Raw genomic sequence first — 26,572 nt, forward strand, 5'->3', positions numbered from 1 at the left:
AGATGGTTTCGGACGTGGTCTGTCCTTGGTGTTATATAGGGCATCGGCGCTTCGCCAGGGCGGCCGCGCGTTACGCGGGCGAGGTGGAGGTCACCTATCGCCCGTTCGAGCTCAACCCCGGCGCTCCGGCCGAGGGTGAGCCCCTGCTGGAGGCGCTCCAGCGCAAGTTCGGCGGCGACGTCTCGCAGATGACCTCCAGGGTCACGGCCGTGGGAGCCGCGGAGGGGCTGGAGTTCCACTTCGACAGGGCGGTGAGCGCGTCCTCCTTCGAGGCCCACCGCCTGATCGAGGTGGCCGCCCGCCAGGGGTTGGGCGCGGAGATGACCGAGCGCCTGTTCGCCGCGCACTTCACCGACGGGCTCAACATCGCCGACACCGGCGTCCTGGCCAAACTGGCCGCCGAGGTCGGGGTGAGCGACACGGGCGAGGCGGGTGACGAGGTCCGCGAGCAGCTCGGCAGGGCTCGCGAGCTGGGGATCACCAGCGTGCCGTTCTTCCTGTTCGAGGGGGAGTTCGGCGTCTCGGGCGCGCAGCCGGAGGAGACCTTCCTCGCCGCGCTCGAGGAGGTCGCCGAACGCACCACCCGCTGACGCGGCACGGTCCAGGTCCCGGCCGCTGCATTACCAAGATCGATATTCTCCGTCAAGTCGCGAATGCCAGTGACGTGACGTGCGCCTTTCCTGTCCTGCTTACTGAAACACACGGGTGACGCACACGACCCGCTGCAGCGCCGCGCTTCCGCTCCCGCCCACGACGGGGGAGCGGGAGGCGGCAGGACACGAGAGACCACGGAGAGAATCTAGATGATCGAGACACGGGGGCTGACCAAGCGGTTCGGCGCGACCCTGGCAGTGGACGGACTGTCCGTCACGGTGAGACCAGGCGCCATCACCGGCTTCCTGGGCCCCAACGGCTCAGGCAAGTCCACGACGATGCGCATGATCATGGGGCTGGATCGCCCGACGTCGGGATCCGCCAGCGTCAACGGCCGGCCGTACGAGAAGCTGCGATATCCGATGCGCGAGATCGGCGCGCTGCTGGACGCCGATGCCGCGCATCCCGGCAGGTCGGCCTACGACCACCTGCTCTGGCTGGCACAGAGCAACGGCATCGGCCGTGCCAGGGTGGCGGACGTGATGGACCTGGTGGGGCTCTCCCAGGTGGCGCGCAAGCGCGTCGGCACGTTCTCCTTCGGGATGAGACAGCGGCTGGGCATCGGGGCCGCGCTGCTCGGCGACCCGCAGGTCCTGGTGCTAGACGAGCCGATGAACGGCCTGGACGCCGAGGGGATCCTGTGGGTCCGCACCCTCATGAGGTCGTTCGCCGCGCAGGGGCGGGCGGTCTTCGTCTCCAGTCATCTCATGAGCGAGATGGAGGGCACCGCCGATCACGTCATCGTGATCGGTCAGGGGCGGCTCATCGCCGATGAGCCCATGGCACAGTTCCTGGCGGGCCACTCGCTCGGGTCGGTCCACGTGCGCGCCCCGAGCGCGACGGCGCTGCGTCCCGTCCTGGAATCCGCGGGCGGACGCGTCAGGGAGGAACCCGACGGATCCCTGACCGTCCTCGGCCTCTCCGCCCCCCGCGTCGGCGATCTCGCCCTGACGGCAGGGGTGGCGGTGCACGAGCTCTGGATGCGCAGCGACTCGCTCGAGGCCGTGTTCATGAAGTTGACGCAGGCAAGCGTCCAGTTCCGGGCGGGTTCGCCTATGTCCACGGCCGGCGCCTGACCGGTCGCGAGCCAACTGACGGGGGAAGTCATGGCTGTAACAACTCTTGCGGTTCCCGTAGCCGGCCTCACGCCGGCGCGAGGCGGGTTCGGCAACGTACTGCGCGCCGAATGGACCAAGTTCCGCTCGGTGCGATCGGTCCGCTGGTGTCTCGCGATCTTCGCGATGCTCGCCATCGGCACGAGCGCCCTCATCGCGGTCACCACGACCGTGTCGTCCTGGGGCGGCTCGACGAGCACCATGGGCCAGGCGGTGGCCGTGGTCCAGCTGGGGGCGGCACTCGGCGAGATCGCGATCATGGTGCTGGGGGCCATGGCGATCGGTGGCGAGTATCGCTCCGGGATGATCAAGGTTTCGCTGATGAGCGTTCCATGGCGCGGCCGCATGCTGGCGGCCAAGATGACGGTGTTCGCCGCGGCGACTCTGGTGACCACGCTCGTCGTGGTGGGGATCTCCTTCGCCGTCCAGCTCGCCGCGGGTGAGGTGCTCGGCAGCGTGACCGACCCCGGGGTGCTGCGCTCCCTGCTGGGCCTGTGCGCCTACCTCACGGTGCTGGTCGTCCTGACGATGGCCGTCGGCGCAATGATCCGCCATACGGCGGGCGTCATCTTCGCCACGCTCGGCCTGTTCTACGTCCTGCCCGTTCTCCTGAGCCTGGTGCCGGGGACCGAGAAGCTGGTCGAGGTCATGCCGCTCATGGCGGGCATGCGGATCACCGACATGGCGGAGAGCGCTCCCTGGGGCTGGTTCGCGCTCTACTGTGCCTGGGCGGCCGGGATGTTCGGCCTCGCGGTCCTCGGGATGCGCAGGCGGGACGCATGATGTCACGCGGCAGGGGCCGACTCGGCCTGCTCACCGCGGCCGCCGTCCTGCTGGGCCTGGCGGCCGCGGGATGCGCCACAGGGAAGACCGACGCCAGGCCGCCTTCCGTCCCGGCGGACGCCGGGGCGCTGCGTGGCTTCTACGAGCAGCGGATCACGTGGAAGGCGTGCGACAGCGGGTTCGAGTGCGGTCGCGTCAAGGTCCCGCTCGACTACGCCCATCCAGGCGGGGACACCATCACGCTGGCCGTCATGCGCAAGCCGGCCGCCGACCGGCGACAGCGGATCGGCTCCCTGCTGCTCAACCCCGGCGGCCCAGGCGGTTCGGGGGTGGACTTCGCCCGCGTGTCCGGCGAGGTCCTCACCGACCGGCTGAGGGCCCGCTACGACATCGTCGGGTTCGACCCCAGGGGTGTCGGCAAGAGCGCCGCGATCCGCTGCGCTCCGGACGCGGGCGCCGGCGTCTACGGCCGCCAGGCGCGGAACCCGAGGGCCCGCGCCGAGCCGACGGCGAGCGAGGTCGCCGACGAGCTCAAGAAGTTCGGGGCCGGCTGCCGGGCACAGTCCGGCGAACTGCTCGCCCATGTCTCGACCGTCGAGGCGGCCAAGGACATGGACGTGCTGCGCGGTGTCCTCGGCGACGCCAGGCTGCACTACCTCGGGTTCTCCTACGGGACCCAGCTCGGCGCCGTCTACGCCGAGCTCTTCCCCGCCCGCGTCGGCAGGCTGGTCCTCGACAGCGCCGTCGATCCCAGGGCGTGGCCGACGGACGCGTCCATCGTCCAGGCCCGCGGGTTCGAAGTGGCCCTCGACTCCTTCCTGGCCGACTGCGCCCAGCGCTCCGACTGCGCGCTGGGCACGGACCCCGCGGCGGCCAGGCGGCGCCTCGTCGGCCTGCTGGAGCACATCGACCGCAGGCCGCTTCCCGGCGAGGGCGCGCAGACGCTCGACAAGGAGACGGCCATCGGCCTCATCGGCGGCGCCCTGTACGACAAGAGGGCGTGGCCGCTCCTGCGGACCGCCCTCCAGCAGGCCATGAGCGGCAAGGGCGCCGCCATGCTCCAGCTGGCCGACTCCTCGCACGGGGCGGACGACAACTCCGCGGAGGCCATGCAGTCGATCATCTGCCTGGACGGCCCGCCGTCCCTGACGTCGGCTGACCAGGTGGAGGCGCGGCTGCCCGCCTTCCGCGAGGCGGCTCCCGTCTTCGGGGAGATGCTGGCGTGGACGGAGCTGAGGTGCGCGTACTGGCCGGTCAAGCCGACCGGCAGGCCCCACGCCATCACGGCGCGGGGAGCGGCCCCGATCCTGGTCGTGGGCAACCTCAGGGACCCCGCGACGCCGTACGCGTGGGCGGAGGGGCTGGCCGGCCAGCTGTCGTCCGGCGTGCTGCTGACCCATGACGGCGACGGTCACGGCGCCTACGACAAGCGCGGCAACGCGTGCGTCAACGACGCCGTCGACACCTACCTCATCGAGGGCCGTCCGCCGGTGAACGGAACCAGGTGCGGCTGAGGTCACCGGCCTCTCCGGCGTACGGCCCCTCGGACAGCGTGTCCGAGGGGCCGTACGTCTGTTCCATCGGCTCCGTACGTCACAGACCCAGCGCGACCGCCAGCCGCGTGAGCTCCGCCTTGCTCGTGATCCCGAACTTCAGCCGGATCCTGCGCAGGTAGGTGTCGATCGTGTGCTGACTGATTCCCATGCGCCGGGCGGTCTGGGAGTAGGTGCACCCGGCGGCGATGTGCCGCAGGGCCTCGGCCTCACGGGGAGCGAGGGCCGGCTCGGCGACCTCGGCGGCGCCGCCGTGCGGAAGGAACTGGAGCATCTGATCATTTCCGGCGATCTCGGTGACTTTCGACGTCGTACGGCTCCGGGCCGCGGGCTCCCGCGGCGTGGCCGCATCACCCGTGACGGAAGGAAGCCGGCCTAGGGGGCCGGAAACTCTTCCGATTTGTGCTGTTAAGTGAGATTTGTAGCCACTGGTGGTTGAAAGTCGCTTTCGAGTGGCTTGCTGGCATTGGACTCCTGGCGGCCACACGAAGGCCATCAGGAGACAACGCAGGAAAGAGATCGGATCACCGCGCGACCTGGCTCTGGTCATCCGGAAATTCACGGGTTACGATCCGGAAATACATCCGACGTATGCGGTCCCGTAGGAGCCCCCTCATGCCGATGGTTTCCGCCACGTTGTCCCGGTTATCCGCCGCCCTCCTCCTGCTCGTCTCCCTCCTCGCCGCCCAGCCCGCCCGCGCGGGCTCCGGTACCTGGACGATCCACGGCCTCGGCGCCGGCCCCTCCGCGCTGCTCAGGCTCGACGAGGGCCAGGGCACGCTCTCCCTCGAAGTGCGGCACGGCGCCACCCAGGTGCTCGAGCCCAGCCCCGTCGGCATCGTCACCGAGCGCGCCGACCTGTCGCGCGGCCTGCGCTTCGCCGGCCGCCGCGACCGCCCCGTGGCCGAGCGCTACACCACGACGGTGGGCAAGCGGCTCGCGCGCGCCGCCGTCATGCGGGAGAGCACGTTCTCCTTCGTCACCGCCGAGGGTGCCCGGCTCGACCTGGTGGTCAGGGCCTCCCGCGACGGCGTGTCCTACCGTTACGCGCTGCCCGGCGACCACGGCGCCGTGCTGAGGGAGACCTCGGCCTTCACCGTGCCGCAGGCCGCCGCCGCCTGGCTGGCCCGGCACCGGCGCGACTACGAGAACCCGTTCGTCCAGTACACCGCGCTGAGCGCGCCCGCCGCCGACTTCATGGTGTCCGCGCTGTTCGAGACGGGCGGCAGCTACCTGCTGATCACCGAGTCGGACCTCGACGGCCGCTACTCGGGCCCGAGGCTGGCCCACGAGCAGGGCACCGGGACCTACCGGCTCGGCCTCTGGGACCAGCGGGTCGAGGTGAGCGGCCCGCTGACCACCCCGTGGCGGGTGATGATCGTCGGCGACCTGGCCACCGTCACCGAGTCCACGCTCGTCGACGACCTCGCGCCGGACTCCAGGGTGCGCGACACCTCCTGGATCGAGCCCGACCAGGTGCTCTGGACGTGGCTGGCGGGCGGCAGGCAGGCCGGACAGAGCCTGGAGAAGCAGAAGGCGTTCGTCGACTACGCCGCCCTGCGCGGCTGGCCATACGTGAAGGTCGACGCGGGCTGGTACTTCCTCAAGGACCAGTGGGACGTCACCGACCCCGACTGGCCCACGACCAGCTGGATCCCGCGGCTCGTGGGGTACGCCGGGGCCAAGGGTGTGGAGATCATGGTCTGGATCCACTACCGCGACCTCGACACCCCCGAGGAGCGGGAGCTGTGGCTGCCCACCCTGCGCCGGTGGGGCGTGCGCGGCGTCAAGATCGACTTCATGGACGCCGAGTCGCAGGAGCGGCTGCGGTGGTACGACGAGATCCTGCCCGCCACGGCGGCGAACGAGCTCATGGTCAACTTCCACGGCTCGACCGTCCCCAAGGGCGTCCACCGCACCTGGCCGCACGTCATGACCATGGAGGGCGTGCACGGCGGCGAGAAGTCCAGCAACCTGCGCACCAGCCACCTGACCGCGCTGCCGTTCACCAGGAACGTCATCGGCTCCATGGACTACACCCCGATGGCCTTCCACCGCCCGAGCCGGCCCACCTCCGACGCCCACGAGCTGGGCCTGTCGGTGGTCTACGAGTCCGGGCTGCAGAACCTGGCAGGGACGGTGGAGTCCTACCAGGCCAGGCCGCAGGCCGAGCGCTTCCTCGAGCAGGTGCCGAGCGTCTGGGACGAGACCCGCCTGCTGTCGGGACGGCCGGCCGACCACGTCGTGCTGGCCCGCCGCAGCGGCGACCGCTGGTTCGTCGGCGCCGGCGTCTCGGGCGCCGCCCGCACCCTCGACGTGCCGCTGGACCTCCTGCGCGGCCGATGGCTGCTCGAGGTCGTCAGGGACGGCGAGGGCGGCCTGGTGCGCGAGAGCCGCGTGGTCGTCGGCGGCCGCGACCGGCTCTCCGTGGACGTGCCCGCCGAGGGCGGCTTCGCGGCCGTCGCCTGCCGGTGGCGGCCGGGCCTCGACACCTGTGACCGATAGACCTCCGATCCCCGTCCCGAGAACACCTCCGATGTATAGGTGCCACAGATGAACCGACGCATGCTGGCAGGACCCCTCCTGCTGGTGCTGGGCGCGGCGCTGGCCGTCGTCCCCGCGACGACGCCCGCCGCCGCGGCGGCGCCCGCCGAGCCGTACACGCTCTGGTACGACGAGCCCGCGCCCGACAACAACCAGGGCTGGGAGACCCGCTCGCTGCCGATCGGCAACGGCCCCATGGGCGCCACCGTGTTCGGCGGCGTCCAGGCCGAGCGGCTGCAGTTCAACGACAAGACGCTGTGGACCGGCGGTCCAGGCGTGTCCGACTACAACTTCGGCAACTGGGAGACGCCGCGGCCCGGCGCGCTGGAGGGCATCAGGGAGCGCATCTGGAAGGAGGGCGGCATCTCGCCCAACGACGTGCTCGCCGCCCTCGGCCTGAAGAGCGACTCGCCCCGCCACCGCCGCTTCGGCGCCTACCAGAGCTTCGGCGACCTGCGCCTCGCCTTCGCCGGCCTGCCCGCCCAGGTGAGCGAGTACCGCAGGGACCTCGACCTCTCCCGCGCCCTCGCCGGGGTCTCCTTCAAGGCCGGCGACGTCCGGTACACCAGGGAGTACTTCGCCTCCGCGCCGGCCGGCGTGGTGGTCGCCAGGCTCGGTGCCGACCGGCCGGGCCGGCTGACGTTCACCTCCAGGATCGCCGTGCCGGCCAACCGGACGGCCACCGCCGCGGCCTCCGGCGGCCGGATCACCGTGAAGGGCGCGCTCAACAGCAACGGCATGCGGTACGAGACCCAGCTGCAGGTGATCAACGAGGGCGGCACCAGAACCGAGCAGCCGGACGGCTCGGTCACGGTGACCGGCGCCGACGCCGCGGTCCTCATCCTCGGGACCGGCACCGACTACGCCGACGACTACCCCACCTACAAGGGCGCCGACCCGCACGCCGCGCTCACCGCGAAGGTCGACGGCGCCGCCGCCCAGGGCTACGAGGAGCTGCGGGCCGCGCACGAGGCCGACCACACCAGGCTGTTCGACAGGGTGCGGCTCGACCTCGGCGGCGTCCTGCCCCCGATCCCTACCGACGACCTGCTCGCGCGGTACGGCAGGGGCACCCCCGCCGCCGCGGACCGGGCCCTGGAGCAGCTGTTCTACCAGTACGGCCGGTACCTGCTGATCGCCTCGTCCAGGCCGGGCTCGCTGCCGGCCAATCTGCAGGGCGTGTGGAACGTCCTGGAGGCCCCGCCCTGGCAGGCGGACTACCACCTCAACATCAACGTGCAGATGAACTACTGGCCCGCCGAGATCGCCAACCTCGCCGAGACGGCCGAGCCGTTCCACGCCTACGTCGACCGCCTGCGCGAACCGGGCAGGGTGACGGCCAGGCAGATGTACGGCACGCGCGGCTGGGTAGCCCACCACGCCTCCAACATCTTCGGCCAGACCGGCGCCTGGGACCACCCCGCCTACTTCTTCCCCGAGTCGGGGGCGTGGCTGTCCCAGCAGCTCTACGACCACTACCGCTTCACACTCGACAAGGACTACCTGACCGGCACCGCCTACCCGGTCATGAAGGAGACGGCGCAGTTCTGGCTCGACTTCCTCCAGACCGACCCCCGGGACGGCAGGCTCGTCGCCATCCCCAGCCGCTCCCCGGAGATCGGGCCCACGACGGCTGGGGCGTCGATGTCGCAGCAGATCCTGTGGCACCTGTTCACCGACCTGCGCGAGGCGGCCGGGCTGGTGGGCGACGAGGAGTACGCCGCGGAGGCCGAGAAGGTCCTGGCCAAGCTCGACCCGGGCCTGCGGGTCGGCAGGTGGGGCCAGCTGCAGGAGTGGAAGGAGGACATCGACGACCCGAAGGAGACCCACCGGCACGTCTCGCACCTGTTCTCCGTCCACCCCGGCAGGCAGATCTCGCCGCGCACCACGCCGGAGCTGGCCGAGGCCGCCAAGGTCTCGCTCAACGCCCGCACCGACGTCGGCACCGGGTGGAGCAAGGCCTGGAAGATCAACTTCTGGGCCCGGCTGCTCGACGGTGACCGCGCGCACAAACTGCTGAGCGACCAGCTGCAGACCAGCACGCTGGCCAACCTCTGGGACACCCACCCGCCCTTCCAGATCGACGGCAACTTCGGCGCCACCTCGGGCATGACCGAGATGCTGCTGCAGAGCCACCTCGGCGCGGCCGACATCCTGCCCGCGCTGCCCGCGGCCTGGCGCGACGGCAGCGTCGAGGGGCTGCGCGCCCGCGGCGCCCACACCGTGGGGATCACCTGGAAGGCGGGCCGGCTGCGCGAGGTGCGCCTCACCTCCGACAAGGGCGGCGAGGTGAAGCTGCGCAACGCCGCCTTCGCCGGGAAGGTCAGGGTCACCACGGCCGGCGGCAGGCCGGTGCCGCACCGGGCCGAGGGCGACACGCTGACACTGCCCACCAGGCAGGGCGAGGACTACCGCGTCGTGGTCCAGGCCGAGGTGAGCGTCGGCGTGCCCGAGGGGCCGCACCGGCCGGGCGCCGAGGTGCCCGTCACGGTCACGCTCGCCGCGGTCGACCGGTCCACGCTGCCCTCCACGCGGGTGACGCTGGGGCTGCCCCAGGGCTGGACGGCCGAGCCCGCGTCCGCCAGGCTGCTGCCGGTCAGGCCGGGTGAGTCCCGTACGGCCACCTTCACCGTGCGGGTGCCCCAGGACGCGACGGCAGGGGCGCACCCGGTCACGGGCAGCGCCGCCTCGGGCGGCTGGAGCGCAGGCGGGCAGGCGCGGATCCAGGTGGGCTGATCCTCAGGCCGAGGCGGACAGGTTCTCCTGAGACCTGCCCGCCTCAGCCCCAAGCGCCGCCTCGTCGGCGGACGGCACGGCCAGCTGGCCGCCGCGGTGGTGGCGGCGGCACAGCACCTGGTAGCGGACCGGCGAGGCGTCGGTGTCGCCGATCACGACCTGCTCGCCGCTGCGCGCCATCGCGCCCCCGACGACGCGGGCGTTCAGCAGTCCGGGCCGCCCGCACCAGCACAGCACCTCGACCTGCAGCCTGCACACCTCGTCCGCCAGCTCGAACAGGCGCTGCGCGGCGGGGAACATCCGCGACCTGAAGTCGGAGGCCAGGCCGAAGGCGTAGACGTCCACCCCGTGCTCGTCGACCAGGTCGGCCAGCTGCTCGATCTGCTCCAGGGTGTAGAAGCACGCCTCGTCGCAGATCAGGTAGTCGATCCTGTCGTGCCCCCGCACCAGCTCCACCAGGTCGAGGGAGTCGTCCACCTCGATGGCGTCGAGCCCGAGCCCTATCCTGCTGGTGACCTTCGGGCCGCCCGACCTGTCGTGCTTGGTCAGCACCAGTCCGCGCCTGCCCTGCCGTCCGTGGTTGTAGTTCATCTGGAGGGCCAGCGTCGACTTACCGCAGTCCATGGGACCGAAGTAGAACTTCAGCACGGCGTCGCGGGCGGCGGAGGGCACGGAGGAGAGCGCGGACAATTCGGTCACAGGCCGCTAGCTTACTGGGCATCACTTATGTTCCCACCGGCATCAGGAGGCAACTGTGGCCACGGACAACCCGGCTGCGCTGGACGCGTTGATGACCCCCGACGACCTGACCGCCGCCCAGGCCGACGCGGCACGCTGGCGCTACGGCTTCTTCGTCGTGCTGACCGGCATCATCGTCATCCTCGTGGCGTTCGGGGCCGCGGTGTTCGCCACCAAGGAGTTCGCCACCATGTTCGCCGGGGTGTGCGGCGTGATCGGCACCATCATCGGCGCCTACTTCGGCATCCAGGCCGGCCAGTCCGGCAAGGCGCGGGTGGAGATGGAGCTGACCAAGGCGCACGAGCTGGCCGTACGGCTGGCGGCCTACGTCGGCACCGAGAACGCCCCCAAGGTGATCGACGACGTGCTCGGCAGCAGGAGACGATGAAGAAACGCCGGTTGTTCGGCAGGTTTCGCTGATCCCCGCGGGCAGGTCCATCGGTAGACACTGAACCCATGCGTATCGGAGTGGACACCGGGGGCACGTTCACCGACGTGGTGGCGGTCGACGAGCGGACCGGCGAGATCTTCACCACCAAGACGCCCTCGACGCCCGCCAACCCGGCCGACGGGTTCATGGCGGGCCTTGCGAAGGTGGGCGGCGCGAAGGCGGGCGTGGCGGTCACCGGGTTGGTGCACGGCACCACCGTGGCCACCAACCAGCTGCTCGAGGACCGGATCCAGGACCTCGGGTTCGTGACCACCGAGGGGTTCGAGTTCATCCTGGAGATCGCCAGGCAGAGCGTGCCCGACGGCTACGGCAACTCCTACTTCTGGGTGAAGCCGCCCAGGATCGTGCCCGTGCACCGGGTGAAGACGGTCGGCGGGCGTCTCGATCACCTGGGCGCCGAGGTCCGGCCGTTCGACGAGGAGGAGGCCACGCGGGTCGCGCGGTGGTTCAGGGAGCGGGGGATCACCGCGATCGGGGTGTGCTTCCTGCATTCCTACGCCAACCCCGGGCACGAGGCGCGGATGCGCGAGGTGCTCGAACGCGAACACCCCGAGGCCGTGGTGTCGCTGTCGAGCGACGTGCTGAGGGAGTACAGGGAGTACGAGCGCTCGGTCACGACGCTGGTCGACGCGGCGGTCAAGCCGACGATGCGGCGCTACATCGCCAACCTGTCCGAGCGGCTGCGCATGCCGTACTCGGTGATGAAGTCGAACGGCGGCATCCTCAGCGCCGCCGAGGTGGTGCACCAGCCGATCACCACGGTGCTGTCGGGGCCCGCGGCGGGGGCGCTGGGCGCGGCGCTGATCGCCGCCACGTCCGGGCACCCCTCCGTCATCACGCTGGACGGCGGCGGCACCTCCACGGACGTGGCGGTGGTCGTGGACGGCGAGCCCTCGCTCACCACCGAGGGCTCGATCGGGCGCTACCCGTGCAAGATCCCGATGATCGACATCGTGACCGTGGGCGCGGGCGGCGGCTCGATCGCCTGGATCTCGCCCGAGGGCACGCTGAAAGTGGGGCCGCGGTCGGCGGGGGCCGATCCGGGGCCGCTGTGTTACGGCAGGGGCGGCGGCGACGTCACGGTCACCGACGCGCACGTCTTCCTCGGCAGGATCCCGCCGCACCTGCTCGGCGGCGAGATCCCGCTCGACCGGCAGGCGGCGAGGGAGGGCGTCGAGGCGCTGGCGGGCAAGCTCGGCCTCAGCCCCGAGCGCACCGCGACGGGCGTCCTGGAGATCAGCGCGTTCAACCAGTGCAACGCGATCAGGCAGATCACCGTCAAGCGCGGGCTCGACGTGCGCGACTTCCCGCTGGTCACCTTCGGCGGCTCGGGGCCCCTGCTGGCCTGCCGCCTCATCGACATCCTCGGGCTGCCCGCGGTGATCGTGCCGCCCGACCCCGGCAACGTGTCGGCGTTCGGCCTGCTCACCGTGGACGTCAAGAACGACTACGTCCGCACCCACGTCACGAGGAGCCCGGATCTGAACGTGCTGGAGGGGATCTTCGCCGAGCTGGAAGGGCAGGCGGTCGCCGCCCTCGACCGCGAGGGCTTCACCTCGCCCGTCTGCCGGCGCAGCGCCGACCTGCGCTACTACGGTCAGGCCTACGAGGTGCGGGTGCCCGCGCCACCCGGCCCGCTCGGCGAGGAGTGGCGCGCCGAGGTGCTCGCCCGCTTCCACGAGGCGCACGAGCGGCTCTACGGCTACGCCTACCGCGACGATCCCCGGCACGCCGTGGAGTGGGTCAACCTCAGGGTCTCGGGCATCGGCCCCATCACCAGGCCCGCCATCCCCGAACGTTCCCGGCGCGGCGAGGAGGCCCTTCCCGCCCCCGGCGCTCGGCGGGTCTGCTTCGACGAGCGCGAGGGCTGGGCCGAGTGCCCCGTCCACCAGCGCGCGGACCTGCGCTGGGGCGACGTGGTCAGCGGTCCGGCGGTGATCGAGGAGTACGGCTCGACTCTGCCGCTCCACCCCGGTTTCACCGCCGCGTGCGACGCGCACGGCAACCTGGTCATCCGCAGGGCCGACGCGGCCGCGCCCGGCACCGGCGGGGCCGTCCGAGAGCGCGAGACGGGAGAGAGCCTGTGACCGCCGTTGACCCGATCCTCGTGGAGATCGTCGAAGGCACGCTCGCCTCCGTGGAGAAGGAGGTCGAGACCGCGATCGCGCGCACGGCCCGCTCCCCGATGATCCGCGACGCCCACGACTTCCGCGCCGGCATCCACGACATCAGGCTGCGCAAGCTGACCGGACGCTCCTACTCCGCCCTGGTCCAGCCCGTCGTCCGCGACTTCCCGATCGAGACGATGAACCAGGGCGACGTCTTCTTCCACAACGACGTCTACCTCTCCGAGGGCGGCATCGGCCACCTGCCCGACCTCTGCGTCACCGTGCCCGTCTTCCACCGGGGCGAGGTGGTGTCCTTCGTGCAGGCCTTCGGCCACCATGACGACATCGGCGGGTCGGTGCCCGGCAGCATGCCCTCCCACGCGCGCTCGGTCTTCGAGGAGGGCCTGATGGTGCCGCCGATCAGACTGTGGGAGCGCGGCGTGCCCAACGAGGCCGCGCTGCGGATCATGACCCGCAACTCCCGCATGCCCGACTCGCTCGCCGGTGACCTCGACGCCGAGTGCTCGGCCTGCCTGATGGGAGCGCGCCGCCTGGCCGAGCTCTTCGACCGCTACGGCAGGGCCGAGGTCGAGCGGTGCTTCGACGCCATCATCGGCAAGACCACCGAGACCTTCCGCAGGGAGCTGCTGTCGAAGATCCCCGAGGGGGTCTACGTCTGGGAGGACTACGCCGAGCACGACGGCGTCGACGAGCCGCGCCTGCACACCCAGCGCATCACGCTCACCCGGCTGGAGGACCGCCTCGTCATCGACTTCACCGGCACCTCGCCGCAGGCCAAGGGCCCGATCAACCACGCGGGCGACTACGCCGACGGGGTGTTCCTGAAGAAGTGGCTGGCCCCGATCCTGCGCAACCTCGCCGACACGCCCGAGCGGATGGCCGAACTCGACGTCAACGAGGGCGTGGTCCCGCTCATCGAGATGCGCTTCCCCGAGAAGGGCACGCTGCTGACGCCGGTCTTCCCCGCGCCCACCAACGCCAGGACCTTCGTCATCCTGCGGCTGCTCGGGGTGCTGGCGGGGGTGCTGGCCAAGGCGACGGGCGGGCGGATGCCGGCCGACCAGGAGACCATCCGCTACACCGGCGTGTACGGCGAGGACGCGGGCGGCGTGCCGTACCTGATGAGAGAGGTCCTGGGCGGCGGCTCGGGCGGGCGGTGGTACGCCGACGGGGAGGACACCATCCACGTGGTGCCCGACTCGCGCAACATCCCCGTGGAGTTCGCCGAGGCGCGCTGGCCGTTCAGGGTGGAGCGGCTCGGGCTCGCGGTCGACTCGGGCGGACCGGGGCTGTTCAGGGGCGGGCTCGGCTACGACAAGCACATCAGGATGCTCAGGGACGCCTCCTACATGTCGATCGCCGACCGGTCGATCCTCTCGTGCTGGGGGGTCAACGGGGGACGGGCCGGGCGTCCCTTCACGGTCTCGGTGGCGGGACAGGAGATGGAGGGGCTGGTCGACGACCATCCGGTGCGGGCGGGCGAGATCATCCGCATCCGCACCACGGGAGGCGGCGGCTGGGGCTCGCCGTACGAGCGCGACCCCGAGAAGGTGGCCGCCGACGTACGCGACGGGAAGGTCTCAGCCGAGGGCGCGCGGGCCGACTACGGCGTGGTCCTCGACGGGGACGAGGTCGACGAGGCGGCCACCAGGGAGTTGCGCGCCCGGCTGAGCGCGGCCCCGGCCCCGTTCTTCGACCGCGGCCCCGGCTACCCGACCCTGTCCGGCGGCCGCACCCACGCGGAGGTGGACGACCACTAGCCCGCTGGTGGCGGATTTTCCCGAAGACCCCAACCCCAAGCCCACCCTCGCCCGTCCGGCGCTCACCTACGTGGATCCTCGAAAAGACCTCTGCGCCCGCCCGCGCGAGTCCTCCCATCAGATCTGCGCGGAGGGAACCGCCTGCTTCAGCTGGCGGGGGAATCCGCGCTCCCCCCGTTCGGATTTTGTCGGTGCCCGCCGGTAGCGTGGTGATCTCATTACCGAGCGTTGGAGGTGGGTGTGCGCAGGTCGTTCACGTTTCTGTTGCGCCCCACCAGCAAGCAGGCCGTCGCGCTCGCGCAGTGCGTAGAGGATCACCGGCAGATGTACAACGCCGCCTTGGAGCATCGGCGCACCGCCTACCGCAAGGCAGGCGTGACCGTCCGGTACGGCGATCAATCGGCCGAGTTGAAACACATCCGCGCCGACGACCCTGATGGGCACGGCCGGTGGTCGTTCTCCTCCCAGCAGGCCACCCTCAGGCGTCTGGACAAGACGTTCGCGGCGTTCTTCTCCCGCGTCAAGGCCAGTCGCGCGCCGGGCTTCCCGCGTTTCAAGGGACGTGGCTGGTTCGACACGGTGCAGTGGCCCAAGGATGGTGACGGCTGCCGGTGGGATTCCCAGCCTGAGCATCCTTCAGCGAGGTTCGTCCGCTTGCAGGGCATCGGGCATGTGCGGGTCCACCAGCACCGGCCGGTGCGTTGAAGACGATCAGTGTGAAGCGGGAAGGCCGCCGCTGGTACGTCGTGCTGTCGTGCGACGGCGTGCCCGCCCAGACCCTGCCCGCAACTGGCGCGGTGGCCGGTATCGACATGGGTGTGGCCTCGCTGGTGACGACCAGCGACGGCCGGCATCTGGCCAACCCGCGCCACCTGGCCACCTCCGCCGACCGTCTCGCGGAGGCTCAGCGCGACCTCACCCGCAAGAAGCGAGGTAGCAAGCGCCGTCGCAAGGCCGTGGTACGAGTGGCCGCGCTGCACGCGAAGGTACGCCGTCAACGCCTGGACAGCGCGCACAAGGCTGCGCTCGCGCTGGTCATGGTGCACGAGGACCTGCGGATCGCGAACATGACCCGATCGGCGTCCGGCACGTTGGAGGCACCCGGCCGGAACGTCGCAGCGAAGTCCGGCCTCAACCGGAGCATCCTGGACGCCGGTTGGGGGGTGTTCCTGACGGTCCTCGCGCACAAGGCTGAAAGCGCCGGTCGCGAGCTGATCGCAGTGAACCCCGCCAACACCTCGCGCACCTGCTCGCGTTGCGGGCACTGTGCGCAGGAGAACCGCGTCACCCAAGCCGAGTTCGCGTGCGTGGCGTGCGGGCACACCGCACACGCCGACGTGAACGCGGCGATCAACATCTTGAGGGCAGGGCTTGCCCTTCGACAGGCTGCGGGAGCGGCTTAGCGAGAAGCCGCTCCCTTCAGGGAGCGGAGGAGTCACGATGGCGCACACTCAGAACTGGAGGACGCTGTGCGAATTGCCCTGGCGGGGTTGGCCACCAGCCACCCCTACACCGACGCCCGTACGCTGGCCCGCCACGCCGAGCTGGTGGTCTGGGAGCAGGACGAGGAGCGGCTGCGGCGCTTCACGCAGGAGCACCCCTCGGCCAAGGTCGCGGGATCTCTGCCCGAGCTGCTGGCGGCCGAGCCGGACGGCGTCGTGCTCACCGTGCCCAACCCTCAGGCGCCCGACGCGCTGAGGGCGGTGCTGGAGACCGGCGCGCCGGTGTTCATGAACAAGCCGGCCGCCGCGACCAGGGCCCAGCTCGACGCGCTCGACCGGCTGGAGATCACCGATCGGGTGCTGTCCAGCTCCGTGCTGAGGTTCGCGCCCGCGTTCACGGCCGCCCGGGTCGACCCCGACGAGGTGCTGGCCGTGCGCGCCACGGTCAGGCACGACGTCGGGCTCTGGGCGACCGGCTACAACCCGTGGCAGGACACGCCGGGCGCGGGCGGCGGCACCATGGTCACGATGGGCATCCACGGCGTGGAGCTGCTCGTCGCCCTGCTGGGCCCCGCGGTACGGCTGGCGGGCGCGGCCGGCGCCGTCCGCCACTACGAGGGCCTGCGCTCGGAGGACACCGGCGTCATGGCGCTGCGCTGGGACAGCGGGGTCACCGGCACTGTGGAGATCATCGGCGTCTCGGACTCCGAGGCCTACACCGTCACCGTGCACACCCGCGACGGCTCGCGCGACATCGTCATCGAGGGCGGCGACGACGTGCTCAAGGGCCTCGGCTACGAGGGCACGGTCGAGGCCTTCCTCGCCATGGTCGGCGGCGCGCCGAGCCCGGTGCCGTGGGCCCAGACCCGGGCGATCCTGGGCGTCCTGGTGGACGCCCGCGAGGCCGTGCCCGCGCGATAAAAATCACCCCCCATTGACAGGAAAACACTCGCGAAGTTACGGTCTGGACCGTAAATGAGAGGAGTTCCGGGGTGCGGACGGTAGCAGAGCTCGAGGAACGGCTGGCGCGGCCCAGCGATGGCCTGGTCGACGACCTGGCCAGGCTCGACGGCGACATCATGATCCTTGGCGCGGGGGGAAAGCTCGGACCGAGCCTCGTCAGGCTCGCCCTCAACGCGACCAAGGGCAGCAGGCGGATCGTGGCCGTCTCCAGGTTCTCCGAGCCTGGCCTGGCCGATGACCTGACGCGGGAGGGCGCCACGGTCGTCAGCGCCGACGTGGCCGACGAGCAGGCGCTGCGCGACCTGCCCGACGTGGAGAACGTGGTCTTCCTGGTCGGCGCCAAGTTCGGCACCCAGGGCGCCGAGCACGCCACCTGGTTCACCAACTCCTACCTGCCCGGACGGGTCGCCGACCGGTTCAGGGACAGCAGGATCGCGGCCCTGTCGACCGGCAACGTCTACCCGCTCGTCCCCGTGACCAGCGGCGGCGCGACCGAGGAGACCCCGGCCGACCCGGTGGGCGAGTACGCGATGAGCTGCCTGGGCAGGGAGCGGGTGATGTCGCACTTCAGCGAGAAGTACGGCACGCGCCTGGCCCTCATCAGGCTCAACTACGCCGTCGAGATGCGCTACGGCGTCCTCGTCGACCTGGCGCAGAAGGTCCACGCGGGCGAGCCCGTCGACCTGTCCACCGGCATGGCCAACGTGGTCTGGCAGGGCTACGCCAACGAGGTCACGCTCCGCTCGCTGCTGCACGCGCAGGCTCCGCCGTTCACGCTCAACCTGACCGGACCCGAGCTGATCTCGGTCCGGCAGGCCGCCACCGACCTCGGCAGGGCGCTGGGCAAGCAGCCCTCCTTCGTCGGCGAGGAGGCGCCCACCGCGCTGCTGTCGAACGCGGCCAAGTGTCACAGGCTCTTCGGCTACCCGGAGCTGGCGCCCGCCGAGCTGATCGAGCTCACCGCGCGCTGGGTGGCCGACGGCGGGCCGCTGCTCGGCAAGCCGACCAAGTTCGAGCGCCGCGACGGCCGGTTCTGATCCGCATGCTCATCGATCAAGGGGGAAGTGACGTGCTCAGCACGGCTCCAGAGGCTCAGACGTCCGTCCGCGACCTGTTCAGGCGCGGCCTGGTCATCCCTGCGCACCCGCTGGCGCTCGACGCGGGACGCAAGCTGGACGAGCGCCGCCAGCGGGCGCTGACCCGCTACTACGTCGAGGCGGGCGCGGGCGGCCTGGCCGTGGGCGTCCACACCACGCAGTTCGCCATCCACGGCACCGACCTGCTGCCGCCCGTCCTGGAGCTGGCGGCGGAGACCGCCCGCGAGGCGGGCCGCGAGATCGTCATGGTCGCGGGCGCGACGGGCCCGACCGACCAGGCCGTGGCCGAGGCCGAGCTGGCCCGCTCGCTCGGCTACCACATGGTGCTGCTCAGCCCCTACCGGGAGCTGAACGAGGACCAGCTGATCGAGCGGGCCCGCGCGGTCGGCGAGGTGCTGCCCGTCATCGGCTTCTACCTGCAGCCCGCCGTGGGCGGCCGCACCCTGTCCAGGAGTTTCTGGACGCGGCTGGCGGCCATCGAGTCGGTCGTCGGCATCAAGGTGGCGCCCTTCGACCGCTACCGCACGCTCGACGTGCTGCACGGCGTGGTCAGGGCGGGGCGCGCCGACGAGGTGGCGCTCTACACCGGCAACGACGACCACATCCTGGCCGACCTCATCACCACCCACCGGGTGATCGTGGACGGCCGCGAGGTCGAGGTCGAGTTCGTCGGCGGCCTGCTCGGCCAGTGGGCGGTCTGGGTCAAGAAGGCGGTCGAGCTGCTGGACGAGGCCAAGCTGGCCCGCGCCGGCGACGACGCGGCGGTGCGCAGGCTGCTCGGGCTCGACGGCCACCTCACCGACGCCAACGCCGCCATCTTCGACTCGGCCAACGGCTTCCACGGCTGCATCCCCGGCATCCACGAGATCCTGCGCCGCCAGGGGCTGCTGGCCGGACGCTGGTGCCTGGACCCGGCCGAGGAGCTGTCACCGGGACAGCTCGCCGAGATCGACCGCGTGTGGGCGGCCTACCCGTGGCTGCGCGACGACGACTTCGTCGCCGAGGGCCTCGACCGGTGGCTCGCCTAGCGGACGAGCCGGATCCGCGGATGGTGACCGGCCCAGAGAGCGAGCCGGGTCCGCGGGCGCTGGCCGGGCCGGCCTGGCTAGAGGGTCAGCCGGTAGAGGGTCAGGGGGCGGCCGCTGGTCCCGCTGGTCAGGTTGCCGGTGCGCTCGGCGAGCCCGGCCAGCTCAAGGCGGTGCAGCATGCGGCGGGCCGTGCGCTGCTGCACCGCGAGCCGTTCGGCGATCTCCCTGGTGGTCAGCGGCTCGCCGCCGGCCGCCTCGCGGGCCTCCAGCAGCTTCTCCAGCGTCGGCACCGAGAGGCCGACCCTGCGCGCGATCACCGACAGGTTCTGCTCGCCCGCGGGCGTCGCGCCGACCGACTCCAGCACGATGTCGGTGTCGGCGCGCAGCGACAGCACGGCGGCGACGTCGCCGATGCGCCTGGCCCGTGCCAGCGCCCTGCGCGCCAGGCTCTCGGCCTCGGCGGCGCTGCGGCCCAGACCGAAGCCCACCCTGACCACCTGGCTCGTCATGGTCAGCCGCGACAGCATCGGCAGGCAGGAGAAGCCGCCCGTCGCGTCGGCCAGCGGGCCGCGCGTGGTCACCAGCAGGTGCGTGCCGCCCCTGAAGGCGGCCAGCGTGCCGCCGAGTGCCGCCGCCTCGCGCAGCAGGCCCTCCTCGCTGTCGACCTCGATCAGCCCGAGCGCGATCTGCGCGTCCTCCTGCGCCTGCCCCTCGGCGGTGAGCAGCAGCTGGCGCAGCGCCACCCGCACCGAGTGCACCGAGGGCGCGAGGCGCAGCACGTGCATGTCGTCGCGCAGCGCCTCGTGCACCGAGCTGAGACAGGTGATCACGGCGTGGTCGCCGCCGCGCCGGTGGAAGGAGACGGCCTTCTTGGAGGTCATCTCGGGCCGGTAGGGCAGCGTGCGCACCTGGTCGGTGGGCAGCCCCGCCTCCTCGAACGTGGCGTGGACGTCGGCGGACGAGATCGTGTCGATGGACAGGCGCGTGATGTCCTGGCCCTCGTGCTGGAGCCGTACCAGAGCGGTCAGCAGCGTCGCCCCGGAGTAGTCGACGAACGCCGCGGGACGGGTGAGCGCCTCGGCGTCACTGGCCAGCATGTACGGCACGATGCCGGTGAACAGCCACCCCTCTACGGTGGACGAGTGCGCCTCGACGATCGCGGGAGCCTGCGACTCGTGGTCGTAGTCGAGCCGCAGCGCGGTGACGCCCGGCTGCTCCTCGCAGGTGGCCGCGACGTCGTCGACCAGATCGTGCGGGCCGACGACCCCGATGACGATTCCCACCCACGCCTCCCTCTGCCATATTACGGTCAAGACCGAAAGGGTAACTCGTGACTCCGAAGTTTCCAACCATGGCCGATCCCGAGGGCCGTACGCTCGGCGACGAGGAGGTGGCCGCCCTGGAGCGGGTGATCCGCTCGGGCATGCTCAACTCCGTGTGGGGAACCGAGGCGCGGGCGCTCGAGCGGGAGATGACCGAACTGTACGGCGTCCGCCACGCGATCGCGTGCAGCTCCGGCACCGCGGCTCTCCATCTGTCGGTCGTGGCGGCTGCGCCGGACCCCGGAGACGAGATCATCACGACGCCGATCACGGATTTCGGGACCGTCGCCCCCATCTTGGCGCAGAACGCGGTCCCTGTCTTCGCGGATGTGGAGCCCTCGGACGGCAATCTCGATCCCGCCGCGGTGGCGGCGCTCATCGGGCCGCGCACCAGGGCGATCATGGCGGTCCACCTGTTCGGCGCTCCGGCGCGGATCGACGAGCTGAGGGCGCTGGCGGACCGGCACGGGCTGGCGTTGATCGAGGACTGCGCGCAGGCCTGGCTCACCGAACTCCCCGACCCCTCCCCACCGACCCCCCAAAACAACCCCGGCTCAGGACCGTCTCCCTCCCCCCAAGACAACCCCGGCCCGGGACCAGGGGAGGCCGCCCGGACAGGGGAGGAGCTCCGGAGCCACGCGCGGGGAGTGGGCGGCGGCAGGCTGGCAGGCACAGTGGGCGATGTCGGCACCTTCAGCCTCCAGCAGTGGAAGCACATCACCTGCGGCGACGGCGGCCTGGTCATCACCCAGGACGACCGGCTGGCCCACCGGATGCGCCTGTTCTCCGACAAGGGCTGGGACCGGGCCGCGGGCCGCTCCCACGCCTCCCTCGGCCTCAACTACCGCATGACCGAGCTCCAGGCCGCCGTCGCCCGCGCCCAGCTGGCCAAGCTGGACGGGGTGCTGGCGGCCAGGCGGCGCACCGCCGTCCACCTGTTGAAGGCCCTGGAGGGCCTTCCAGGACTGCGGCTGCCGCGCCCCGCCGGGCACGCCTGGTGGCTGTTCCCCCTCGTCCTGCCGGACGGCGGAGCGCCCGCGCTGGCCGCCCACCTCCAGGCCGCGGGGATTCCGGCACGGGCCGGTTACCTCGGGGAACCCCTCAACCACGCGCCCGTGTGGCACGGGCCGATCTACGGCGGCTCGCGCTACCCGCTGGAGGGGTACGCGCCCGCGTCCTGCCCGGAGGCCGAGCGGCTGGTGGCGGAGACGCTGCTGGTCATCGACTGGAACGAGCACTACACCGACGAGCACGTCGAGTTCGTCGCCGAGCGGATCAGGAACCGGCCGTAGTTACGTTCCTGTATCGGGCATTGACCGACCGTCTCCTCGCTCACTAGGTTTCGGTCAGGACCGGTATTCATGAAAGGAAGCCGCCGATGAGGAAGGTAGCGGCAGCCGGAATCGCGGCCGCCATGAGCGTCGTGATCGCCGGGTGCGGGTCCGGTGGCTCAGGATCCGACAAGAGCACCGTGACCCTCTGGATGTACCCCGTGATCGCCGACTCGGCCAAGAACCAGGCCTTCTGGGGCAAGGTCGAGAAGGACTTCGAGGCCGCCAACCCCACGATCGACGTCAAGATCGACCAGCAGCCCTGGGACGGCCGGCAGGAGAAGATCACCACGGCCCTCGCCTCCAGGAAGGGCTTCGACCTGGTCGTCCTCGGGCCCGACCAGATCCCGCAGTACGCCCAGCAGGGCACGCTGGAGCAGATGGACGACGTCATCGCCAAGGACAAGGCCGCCTACCTGCCCAACGCGCTCACCGCCCTGACGGTCGGCGGCAAGCTCTACGGCGTCCCGATCTACCAGACGATCACCGCCCCGATCTACAACAAGAAGCTCTTCGCCGAGGCGGGCGTCACGGAGGTGCCCGACACCCTCGAGGAGCTGAAGGCGGCGGCGCCGAAGCTGGCCGAGAAGAAGGTGGCGGTGCTCGACTACCCGGGCAAGCCCGAGGTCTCGCTGAACCAGAGCTTCTACCCGATCCTCTGGGCCAACGGCGGCTCCGTCTTCGCCCCCGACGGCAAGAGCGTCGCCTTCAACGGCCCCGAGGGCGTGCAGAGCCTGCAGTACCTGCTCGACCTGAAGGCCGCGGGCGGCCTGCCGGAGAACACCGCGAGCAAGGGCAACGACATCGAGGGCGGCCCGCTGGCCGGCGGCAAGACCGCGATGTACCACGCCGCCACCGCGGGCATGGTCGAGCAGCTCGCCGCCGCCATCGGCGAGGAGAACGTGGGCATCGGCCTGCCCCTCGAAGGCACGAAGCGCGTCGCGTTCGGCATCCCCGGCGGGCTGGTGCTGGCCAAGCACGCCGCCGACAAGGACGCGGCCAAGAAGTTCGCCGGCTACCTGGCCTCCACCACCGTGGCGGCGGAGCTGGCCAAGGAATCGGGCTTCTTCTCCGCGCGGACCGACGTCACCATCCCCGGGCAGTCGGCCGCCTCCAAGGAGTTCGCCAAGTCGCTGGAGTACGCCTTCCCCGGCGACACCCACCCGAAGGCCCGCCAGGTGATGGCGATGATCGCGTCGCACATCCAGGCGGCGCTGCTCGGCAAGGAGGACGCCAAGACCGCCCTCGACGCCGCGGCGAAGGAGGCCAACGAGCTGCTGTCCAGCGGCAGCTGACACGATTGGGGCCTTCCTGCGGGAAGGCCCCTGTTTTTCTGGAAAGGTGGGAACCCCCGGTGCGTCATCGCCTGCGCGATCCGGTCACGGGACTGCTGTTCGTCCTGCCCGTGCTCGTCCTCTTCCTGATCTTCCGGATCTTCCCCACGCTGGGTGCGGCGGGCATGAGCCTGACCAACTGGAACATCGGCGGAGAATGGGACGTCGTCGGGGCCGACAACTACGTCCGCCTGTGGAACGACCCGAACTTCTGGGCCAGTCTGCGCGTCACCCTGGTGTACGCGGCGATCTTCGTGCCGCTGACGGTGCTCGTCTCGCTGGGTACCGCCCTGCTGCTCAACGCGGTGATCTTCATGCGCGGCCTGTTCCGCAGCATGCTGTTCCTGCCCTACGTCACGAGCTTCGTGTTCGCGGGCATCATCTGGCGCTGGATCTACGAGTTCGACGGCCTGCTCAACGGTCTGCTCACCAAGATCGACCTGGGTCCGATCCAGGTGCTGGAGAGCTCGTCGCTGGTGCTGCCCGCCCTCGCGGTCGTCTCCTGCTGGAAGGGCTTCGGCTACTCGATGCTGATCCTGCTGGCGGGCCTGAAGGCGATCCCCGGCTCGTACATGGAGGCCGCCCGCGTCGACGGCGCCAGCGCCTGGCAGCGCTTCCGCAGCATCACGCTGCCGCTGCTCAAGCCCGCCCTCTTCTTCGTGCTGGTGATCGAGACGATCAGCTCGTTCCAGGTCTTCGACACCATCTACGTGATGACCGGCGGCGGCCCGGCCAAGGCCAGCTACACGCTGATCTACGGCATCTACGAGCGCGGCTTCCGCTTCTTCGAGTTCGGCTACGCGGCCACGTGGGGGATGGTGCTCTTCGCCATCGTGCTGGCCATCTCGCTGATCCAGCGCCGCTTCCTCGGGAGGGGGAACACGTGACGCTCACCGCCACCCGCCCCGCCGCCACCACCGCCCGCACGATGACCAGGCCGCGTCGTCCGCGCGGCAAGTGGTGGCTGTTCGCGCTGCTCGCGCTGATGTCGCTGCTGACGGTCGCGCCGTTCGTCGCGATGATCATCGTGGCGCTCAGCCCCAGAGGCAAGCCCACGGTGCCGGTCCAGTGGCCCGAGTCGCTGACCCTCGACAACATCACGCAGGTGCTGTCGGCGTCCGGCTTCGCCCAGTGGACGCTCAACTCGCTGATCTACTCGGCGGTCTCCGTCGTCATCATCCTGATCACGGCCTCGATGGCCGGATACGCCTTCGCCAAGAAGCGCTTCCCCGGCCGCGACGCCATGCTCTGGACGTTCCTGGCGACGATGATGGTGCCGTTCCAGGCGACGCTGATCCCCGTCTTCGTGCTCATTTCGAACCTGAACGGCGTCGACACCTTCTGGGGCCTGATCGTGCCCACGCTGGCCAACTCGCAGGCCGTCTTCCTGATGCGCCAGTTCATCCTCGGACTGCCGGACGAGCTGTTCGACGCGGCCAAGGTGGACGGCGCCTCCGAGCTGCGGGTCTACTGGACGATCGTGGTGCCGCTGACCAAGCCGATCATGGCGACGCTGGGCGTGTTCGTCTTCCTGTGGCACTGGAACGACTTCCTGTGGCCGCTGGTGCTCTCCCAGAGCGACGCGACCAGGACGCTCACGGTCGGCCTGACGATCCTGCGCACCGAGGAACTGCAGTGGTCGATGGTGATGTCGTCGGCGGCGATCTCGGCCGTGCCGTGCCTGCTGGTCTTCTTCCTGCTGCAGCGCTACCTCGTCAACAGCATCGCGATGACCGGCCTCAAGTGACCGCCAGGGGACGGCGGGCCCACGCCGCGGGGTGACCGTCCCTCGCCCCATCGGGAAGGCGGGCCCCGCGCCCCGGATGACCGTCCTTCGTCCCATCGGGAAGGCGGGCGTACCGCTTCCCGGCGGGACGTCCTACGCTGGACGCCCAAAACGTCCGGTGAGGGAGCGATCATGAGCACGGCAATCGACCCGCGCGCCGCCCGGCTGCGCGACCGCCTGCGCGGCGCGCTGGTGGCGGCGGCGGCGACCCCGATGACCCGCTCGGGCGAGGTGGACCTCGACCTCGCCGAGAGCTACTTCCACCGGCTCGTGGCCTCGGGCGCCGACGCCCTCGCCGTGCTCGCGCACACCGGCAGGGGTCCCTTCCTGCCCACTGAGGTACGGCGCGGCCTGATCCTGCGCGCCAGGGCCACGGGCGTCCCCGTCATCGTGGGCGTCGGCGGCGCGGGGACTACTGCTCCGCACCCCGGCGGGGGCTCTGGGCGTAAGGAGGCGCTCTCCGGCGGAGCGGCGGACGAGGGTGCGGGTGCGCTCGAGCGGTCGATGGCGGATGAGGGTGCGGGTGTGGTCGAGCGGCCGCTGGCGGAGGGGAGCGCGGACGTGGTCGAGCGGGCCGTGGCCGACGCCCGGACGGCGGCCGAGCTCGGCGCCGACGGCGTGCTGCTGTTCCCCTCGCCGGGCGACCGCGTGGCCCTGCACGACGCGGTGTGGCGGGCCGCGGAACTGCCCATGATCGCCTTCGACCTGTACACCTCGCCGTGCCCGCCCGGCGTCATGCGGGAGATCCTCGGCCACCCCGGCGTGGCGGGGCTCAAGACCGCGCTGCTGTCGGACGCCATGGGCTGCCAGGAGACGATCGCCATGACCCGAGAGGCAGGCAGACTGGCCATCACGGGGGAGGACCGGATGTTCGGCCCCTCCCTGCTGTGGGGCGCCGAAGCGGCGCTCGTCGGCATCGCCGCGGCCTCGGTGGAGGCCACGGCGGCCGTCATGCGGGCCTTCGACGGCGACGACCTGAGAGCCTTCGAGAAGGCGTCGGCCCGGCTGGACCGGCTCGCCGCCGCCACGTTCACCGCGCCGATGGAGGGCTACGTGCAGCGCATGCTCTGGCTGGCCGCCGCCGAGGGCCTCATCCCCGAATCCCACGCCCACGACCCCTTCGGTCCAGGCCTTCCCGAGGAGGACCGCGAGAGGGTGCTCGCCGCGGCCTCCTGAGCCGATGGCACGGATTTCCCCGAACCGGTGGACAGTACGGCGCCTTTGACAAATGGTGGAGTTCGTCGGCAAATTCCGCCCAGAGCGACGAATGGACGACCATGCCCCTCACGATCGCCGCTTCCGTGCTGCTCTCCACGGCCCTGACCGCCGGCCCCCTGTCCGCTCCCGTGTCCGCTCCTGTGTCCGCTCCCGTGCCCGTCACGGCGGCGGCCTCGGACGCGGCGGCCGTACACCCGGCGGCCGCCGCACCCAACCTGCGGGCCTGCTATGACGGCAGGTGCAAGCTCACCCTGAGGAAGGCGGTGTCCTTCAGGGTCAGCTCCAGGTTCGGCATCACCAGGCTGGCCGTCTCCTTCACCGGGCAGTACGTCAGGGTGAAGGGCACCGGGCCGGGCGTGGCCTCGCAGGCGACGCTGGGCGCGGGCACGTCGGGGTCGGTCAACGGCATCGGGGTGCGCGTGCTCTCGCTGTCGAGCGGCACGGCGGTCCTCCGCCTCGCCCCCGTCCGCTGACGGCCACGAGCGGTCACCCAGGAACGCGCCCTTTCGCCCACCTAGGCCTTCTGAGGCGCCCACCGAGCCTTCCGAGGCGTCCGCCTGGGTTTCCCGAGGTGCCCGCCTGGGCCTT

General features: G+C 71.1%; 23 protein-coding genes. 20 read left to right on the forward strand and 3 right to left on the reverse strand.

Translation table 11 applies throughout. The features are described from left to right. The first annotated feature begins 2 nt into the window (after window positions 1-2). The 4 genes from H4W81_RS06070 (at window position 3) to H4W81_RS06085 (ending at window position 4,066) form a co-directional block, all read left to right on the forward strand. Complete coding sequence (locus tag H4W81_RS06070; RefSeq protein WP_225958481.1) at window positions 3-590, forward strand: DsbA family oxidoreductase; 588 nt, start codon at window positions 3-5, stop codon at window positions 588-590. 213 nt (window positions 591-803) lie between these two features. After that, the gene (locus H4W81_RS06075; RefSeq protein ID WP_192773865.1) at window positions 804-1,730 is read left to right on the forward strand and encodes an ABC transporter ATP-binding protein; all 927 of its coding nucleotides are present in this window, start codon (window positions 804-806) and stop codon (window positions 1,728-1,730) included. Window positions 1,731-1,760: 30 nt separating this feature from the next. Then, on the forward strand, window positions 1,761-2,552 hold the full coding sequence (locus H4W81_RS06080; protein WP_225958482.1) for an ABC transporter permease: 792 nt from the start codon (window positions 1,761-1,763) through the stop codon (window positions 2,550-2,552). Beyond that, complete coding sequence (locus H4W81_RS06085) at window positions 2,549-4,066, forward strand: alpha/beta hydrolase (RefSeq protein WP_225958483.1); 1,518 nt, start codon at window positions 2,549-2,551, stop codon at window positions 4,064-4,066. The genes H4W81_RS06080 and H4W81_RS06085 overlap by 4 nt, the downstream gene beginning before the upstream one ends. Before the next feature lie 79 nt (window positions 4,067-4,145). On the opposite strand, the gene H4W81_RS06090 is transcribed toward H4W81_RS06085, so the two are convergent. After that, complete coding sequence (locus H4W81_RS06090; RefSeq protein WP_192773867.1) at window positions 4,146-4,379, reverse strand: response regulator transcription factor; 234 nt, start codon at window positions 4,377-4,379, stop codon at window positions 4,146-4,148. A gap of 341 nt (window positions 4,380-4,720) precedes the next feature. On the opposite strand from H4W81_RS06090, the gene H4W81_RS06095 reads away from it, so the two are divergent. Both H4W81_RS06095 and H4W81_RS06100 read left to right on the forward strand, forming a co-directional pair. Further along, window positions 4,721-6,610 carry a glycoside hydrolase family 97 protein gene (locus H4W81_RS06095; protein ID WP_192773868.1) on the forward strand — a complete coding sequence of 630 codons (1,890 nt, stop codon included), beginning with the start codon at window positions 4,721-4,723 and terminating at the stop codon, window positions 6,608-6,610. Window positions 6,611-6,658: 48 nt separating this feature from the next. Beyond that, the gene (locus H4W81_RS06100) at window positions 6,659-9,385 is read left to right on the forward strand and encodes a glycosyl hydrolase family 95 catalytic domain-containing protein (protein ID WP_192773869.1); all 2,727 of its coding nucleotides are present in this window, start codon (window positions 6,659-6,661) and stop codon (window positions 9,383-9,385) included. Window positions 9,386-9,388: 3 nt separating this feature from the next. Here H4W81_RS06100 and H4W81_RS06105 read toward each other — a convergent pair whose 3' ends face one another. After that, window positions 9,389-10,084: a thymidine kinase gene (locus H4W81_RS06105; protein ID WP_318781550.1), complete on the reverse strand. Its 696-nt coding sequence runs from the start codon at window positions 10,082-10,084 to the stop codon at window positions 9,389-9,391. A gap of 55 nt (window positions 10,085-10,139) precedes the next feature. Here H4W81_RS06105 and H4W81_RS06110 point away from each other — a divergent pair, with 55 nt between their 5' ends. From H4W81_RS06110 to H4W81_RS06140, 8 genes are all read left to right on the forward strand, one after another. Continuing rightward, complete coding sequence (locus tag H4W81_RS06110) at window positions 10,140-10,511, forward strand: hypothetical protein (RefSeq protein ID WP_192773870.1); 372 nt, start codon at window positions 10,140-10,142, stop codon at window positions 10,509-10,511. 68 nt (window positions 10,512-10,579) lie between these two features. Further along, window positions 10,580-12,661, forward strand: coding sequence for a hydantoinase/oxoprolinase family protein (locus H4W81_RS06115; protein WP_192773871.1), 2,082 nt, complete (start codon window positions 10,580-10,582; stop codon window positions 12,659-12,661). Then, complete coding sequence (locus H4W81_RS06120) at window positions 12,658-14,463, forward strand: hydantoinase B/oxoprolinase family protein (RefSeq protein WP_192773872.1); 1,806 nt, start codon at window positions 12,658-12,660, stop codon at window positions 14,461-14,463. Before H4W81_RS06115 ends, H4W81_RS06120 begins: the two co-directional genes overlap by 4 nt. 240 nt (window positions 14,464-14,703) lie before the next feature. Further along, a complete protein-coding gene (locus H4W81_RS46780; protein ID WP_318781551.1) occupies window positions 14,704-15,168 on the forward strand; it encodes a transposase in 465 nt (154 codons plus the stop codon). After that, a complete protein-coding gene (locus H4W81_RS46785) occupies window positions 15,165-15,866 on the forward strand; it encodes an RNA-guided endonuclease InsQ/TnpB family protein (protein WP_225958485.1) in 702 nt (233 codons plus the stop codon). Before H4W81_RS46780 ends, H4W81_RS46785 begins: the two co-directional genes overlap by 4 nt. 66 nt (window positions 15,867-15,932) lie before the next feature. Then, a complete protein-coding gene (locus H4W81_RS06130; protein ID WP_192773873.1) occupies window positions 15,933-16,826 on the forward strand; it encodes a Gfo/Idh/MocA family protein in 894 nt (297 codons plus the stop codon). 71 nt (window positions 16,827-16,897) lie between these two features. Beyond that, on the forward strand, window positions 16,898-17,905 hold the full coding sequence (locus H4W81_RS06135; protein ID WP_192773874.1) for an NAD-dependent epimerase/dehydratase family protein: 1,008 nt from the start codon (window positions 16,898-16,900) through the stop codon (window positions 17,903-17,905). 32 nt (window positions 17,906-17,937) lie between these two features. Then, a complete protein-coding gene (locus H4W81_RS06140; RefSeq protein ID WP_318781552.1) occupies window positions 17,938-18,993 on the forward strand; it encodes a dihydrodipicolinate synthase family protein in 1,056 nt (351 codons plus the stop codon). A 77-nt stretch (window positions 18,994-19,070) separates the two neighbouring features. On the opposite strand, the gene H4W81_RS06145 is transcribed toward H4W81_RS06140, so the two are convergent. Continuing rightward, complete coding sequence (locus H4W81_RS06145) at window positions 19,071-20,276, reverse strand: helix-turn-helix domain-containing protein (protein ID WP_192773876.1); 1,206 nt, start codon at window positions 20,274-20,276, stop codon at window positions 19,071-19,073. A gap of 68 nt (window positions 20,277-20,344) precedes the next feature. On the opposite strand from H4W81_RS06145, the gene H4W81_RS06150 reads away from it, so the two are divergent. The 6 genes from H4W81_RS06150 (at window position 20,345) to H4W81_RS06175 (ending at window position 26,457) form a co-directional block, all read left to right on the forward strand. After that, a complete protein-coding gene (locus H4W81_RS06150; protein WP_192773877.1) occupies window positions 20,345-21,607 on the forward strand; it encodes a DegT/DnrJ/EryC1/StrS family aminotransferase in 1,263 nt (420 codons plus the stop codon). An 86-nt stretch (window positions 21,608-21,693) separates the two neighbouring features. Further along, entirely contained in the window at window positions 21,694-22,941 is a 1,248-nt protein-coding gene (locus H4W81_RS06155; RefSeq protein ID WP_192773878.1) for an extracellular solute-binding protein, read from the forward strand. A 59-nt stretch (window positions 22,942-23,000) separates the two neighbouring features. Beyond that, on the forward strand, window positions 23,001-23,867 hold the full coding sequence (locus H4W81_RS06160; RefSeq protein WP_192773879.1) for a carbohydrate ABC transporter permease: 867 nt from the start codon (window positions 23,001-23,003) through the stop codon (window positions 23,865-23,867). Continuing rightward, the gene (locus tag H4W81_RS06165; RefSeq protein WP_318781553.1) at window positions 23,864-24,727 is read left to right on the forward strand and encodes a carbohydrate ABC transporter permease; all 864 of its coding nucleotides are present in this window, start codon (window positions 23,864-23,866) and stop codon (window positions 24,725-24,727) included. Before H4W81_RS06160 ends, H4W81_RS06165 begins: the two co-directional genes overlap by 4 nt. A gap of 171 nt (window positions 24,728-24,898) precedes the next feature. Continuing rightward, on the forward strand, window positions 24,899-25,942 hold the full coding sequence (locus H4W81_RS06170) for a dihydrodipicolinate synthase family protein (RefSeq protein ID WP_192773880.1): 1,044 nt from the start codon (window positions 24,899-24,901) through the stop codon (window positions 25,940-25,942). Between the two features lie 101 nt (window positions 25,943-26,043). Continuing rightward, on the forward strand, window positions 26,044-26,457 hold the full coding sequence (locus tag H4W81_RS06175) for a hypothetical protein (protein ID WP_192773881.1): 414 nt from the start codon (window positions 26,044-26,046) through the stop codon (window positions 26,455-26,457). Window positions 26,458-26,572: the final 115 nt, after the last annotated feature.

Origin of the sequence: Nonomuraea africana (assembly GCF_014873535.1) — a bacterium.
Classification (GTDB): Bacteria; Actinomycetota; Actinomycetes; order Streptosporangiales; family Streptosporangiaceae; genus Nonomuraea; species Nonomuraea africana.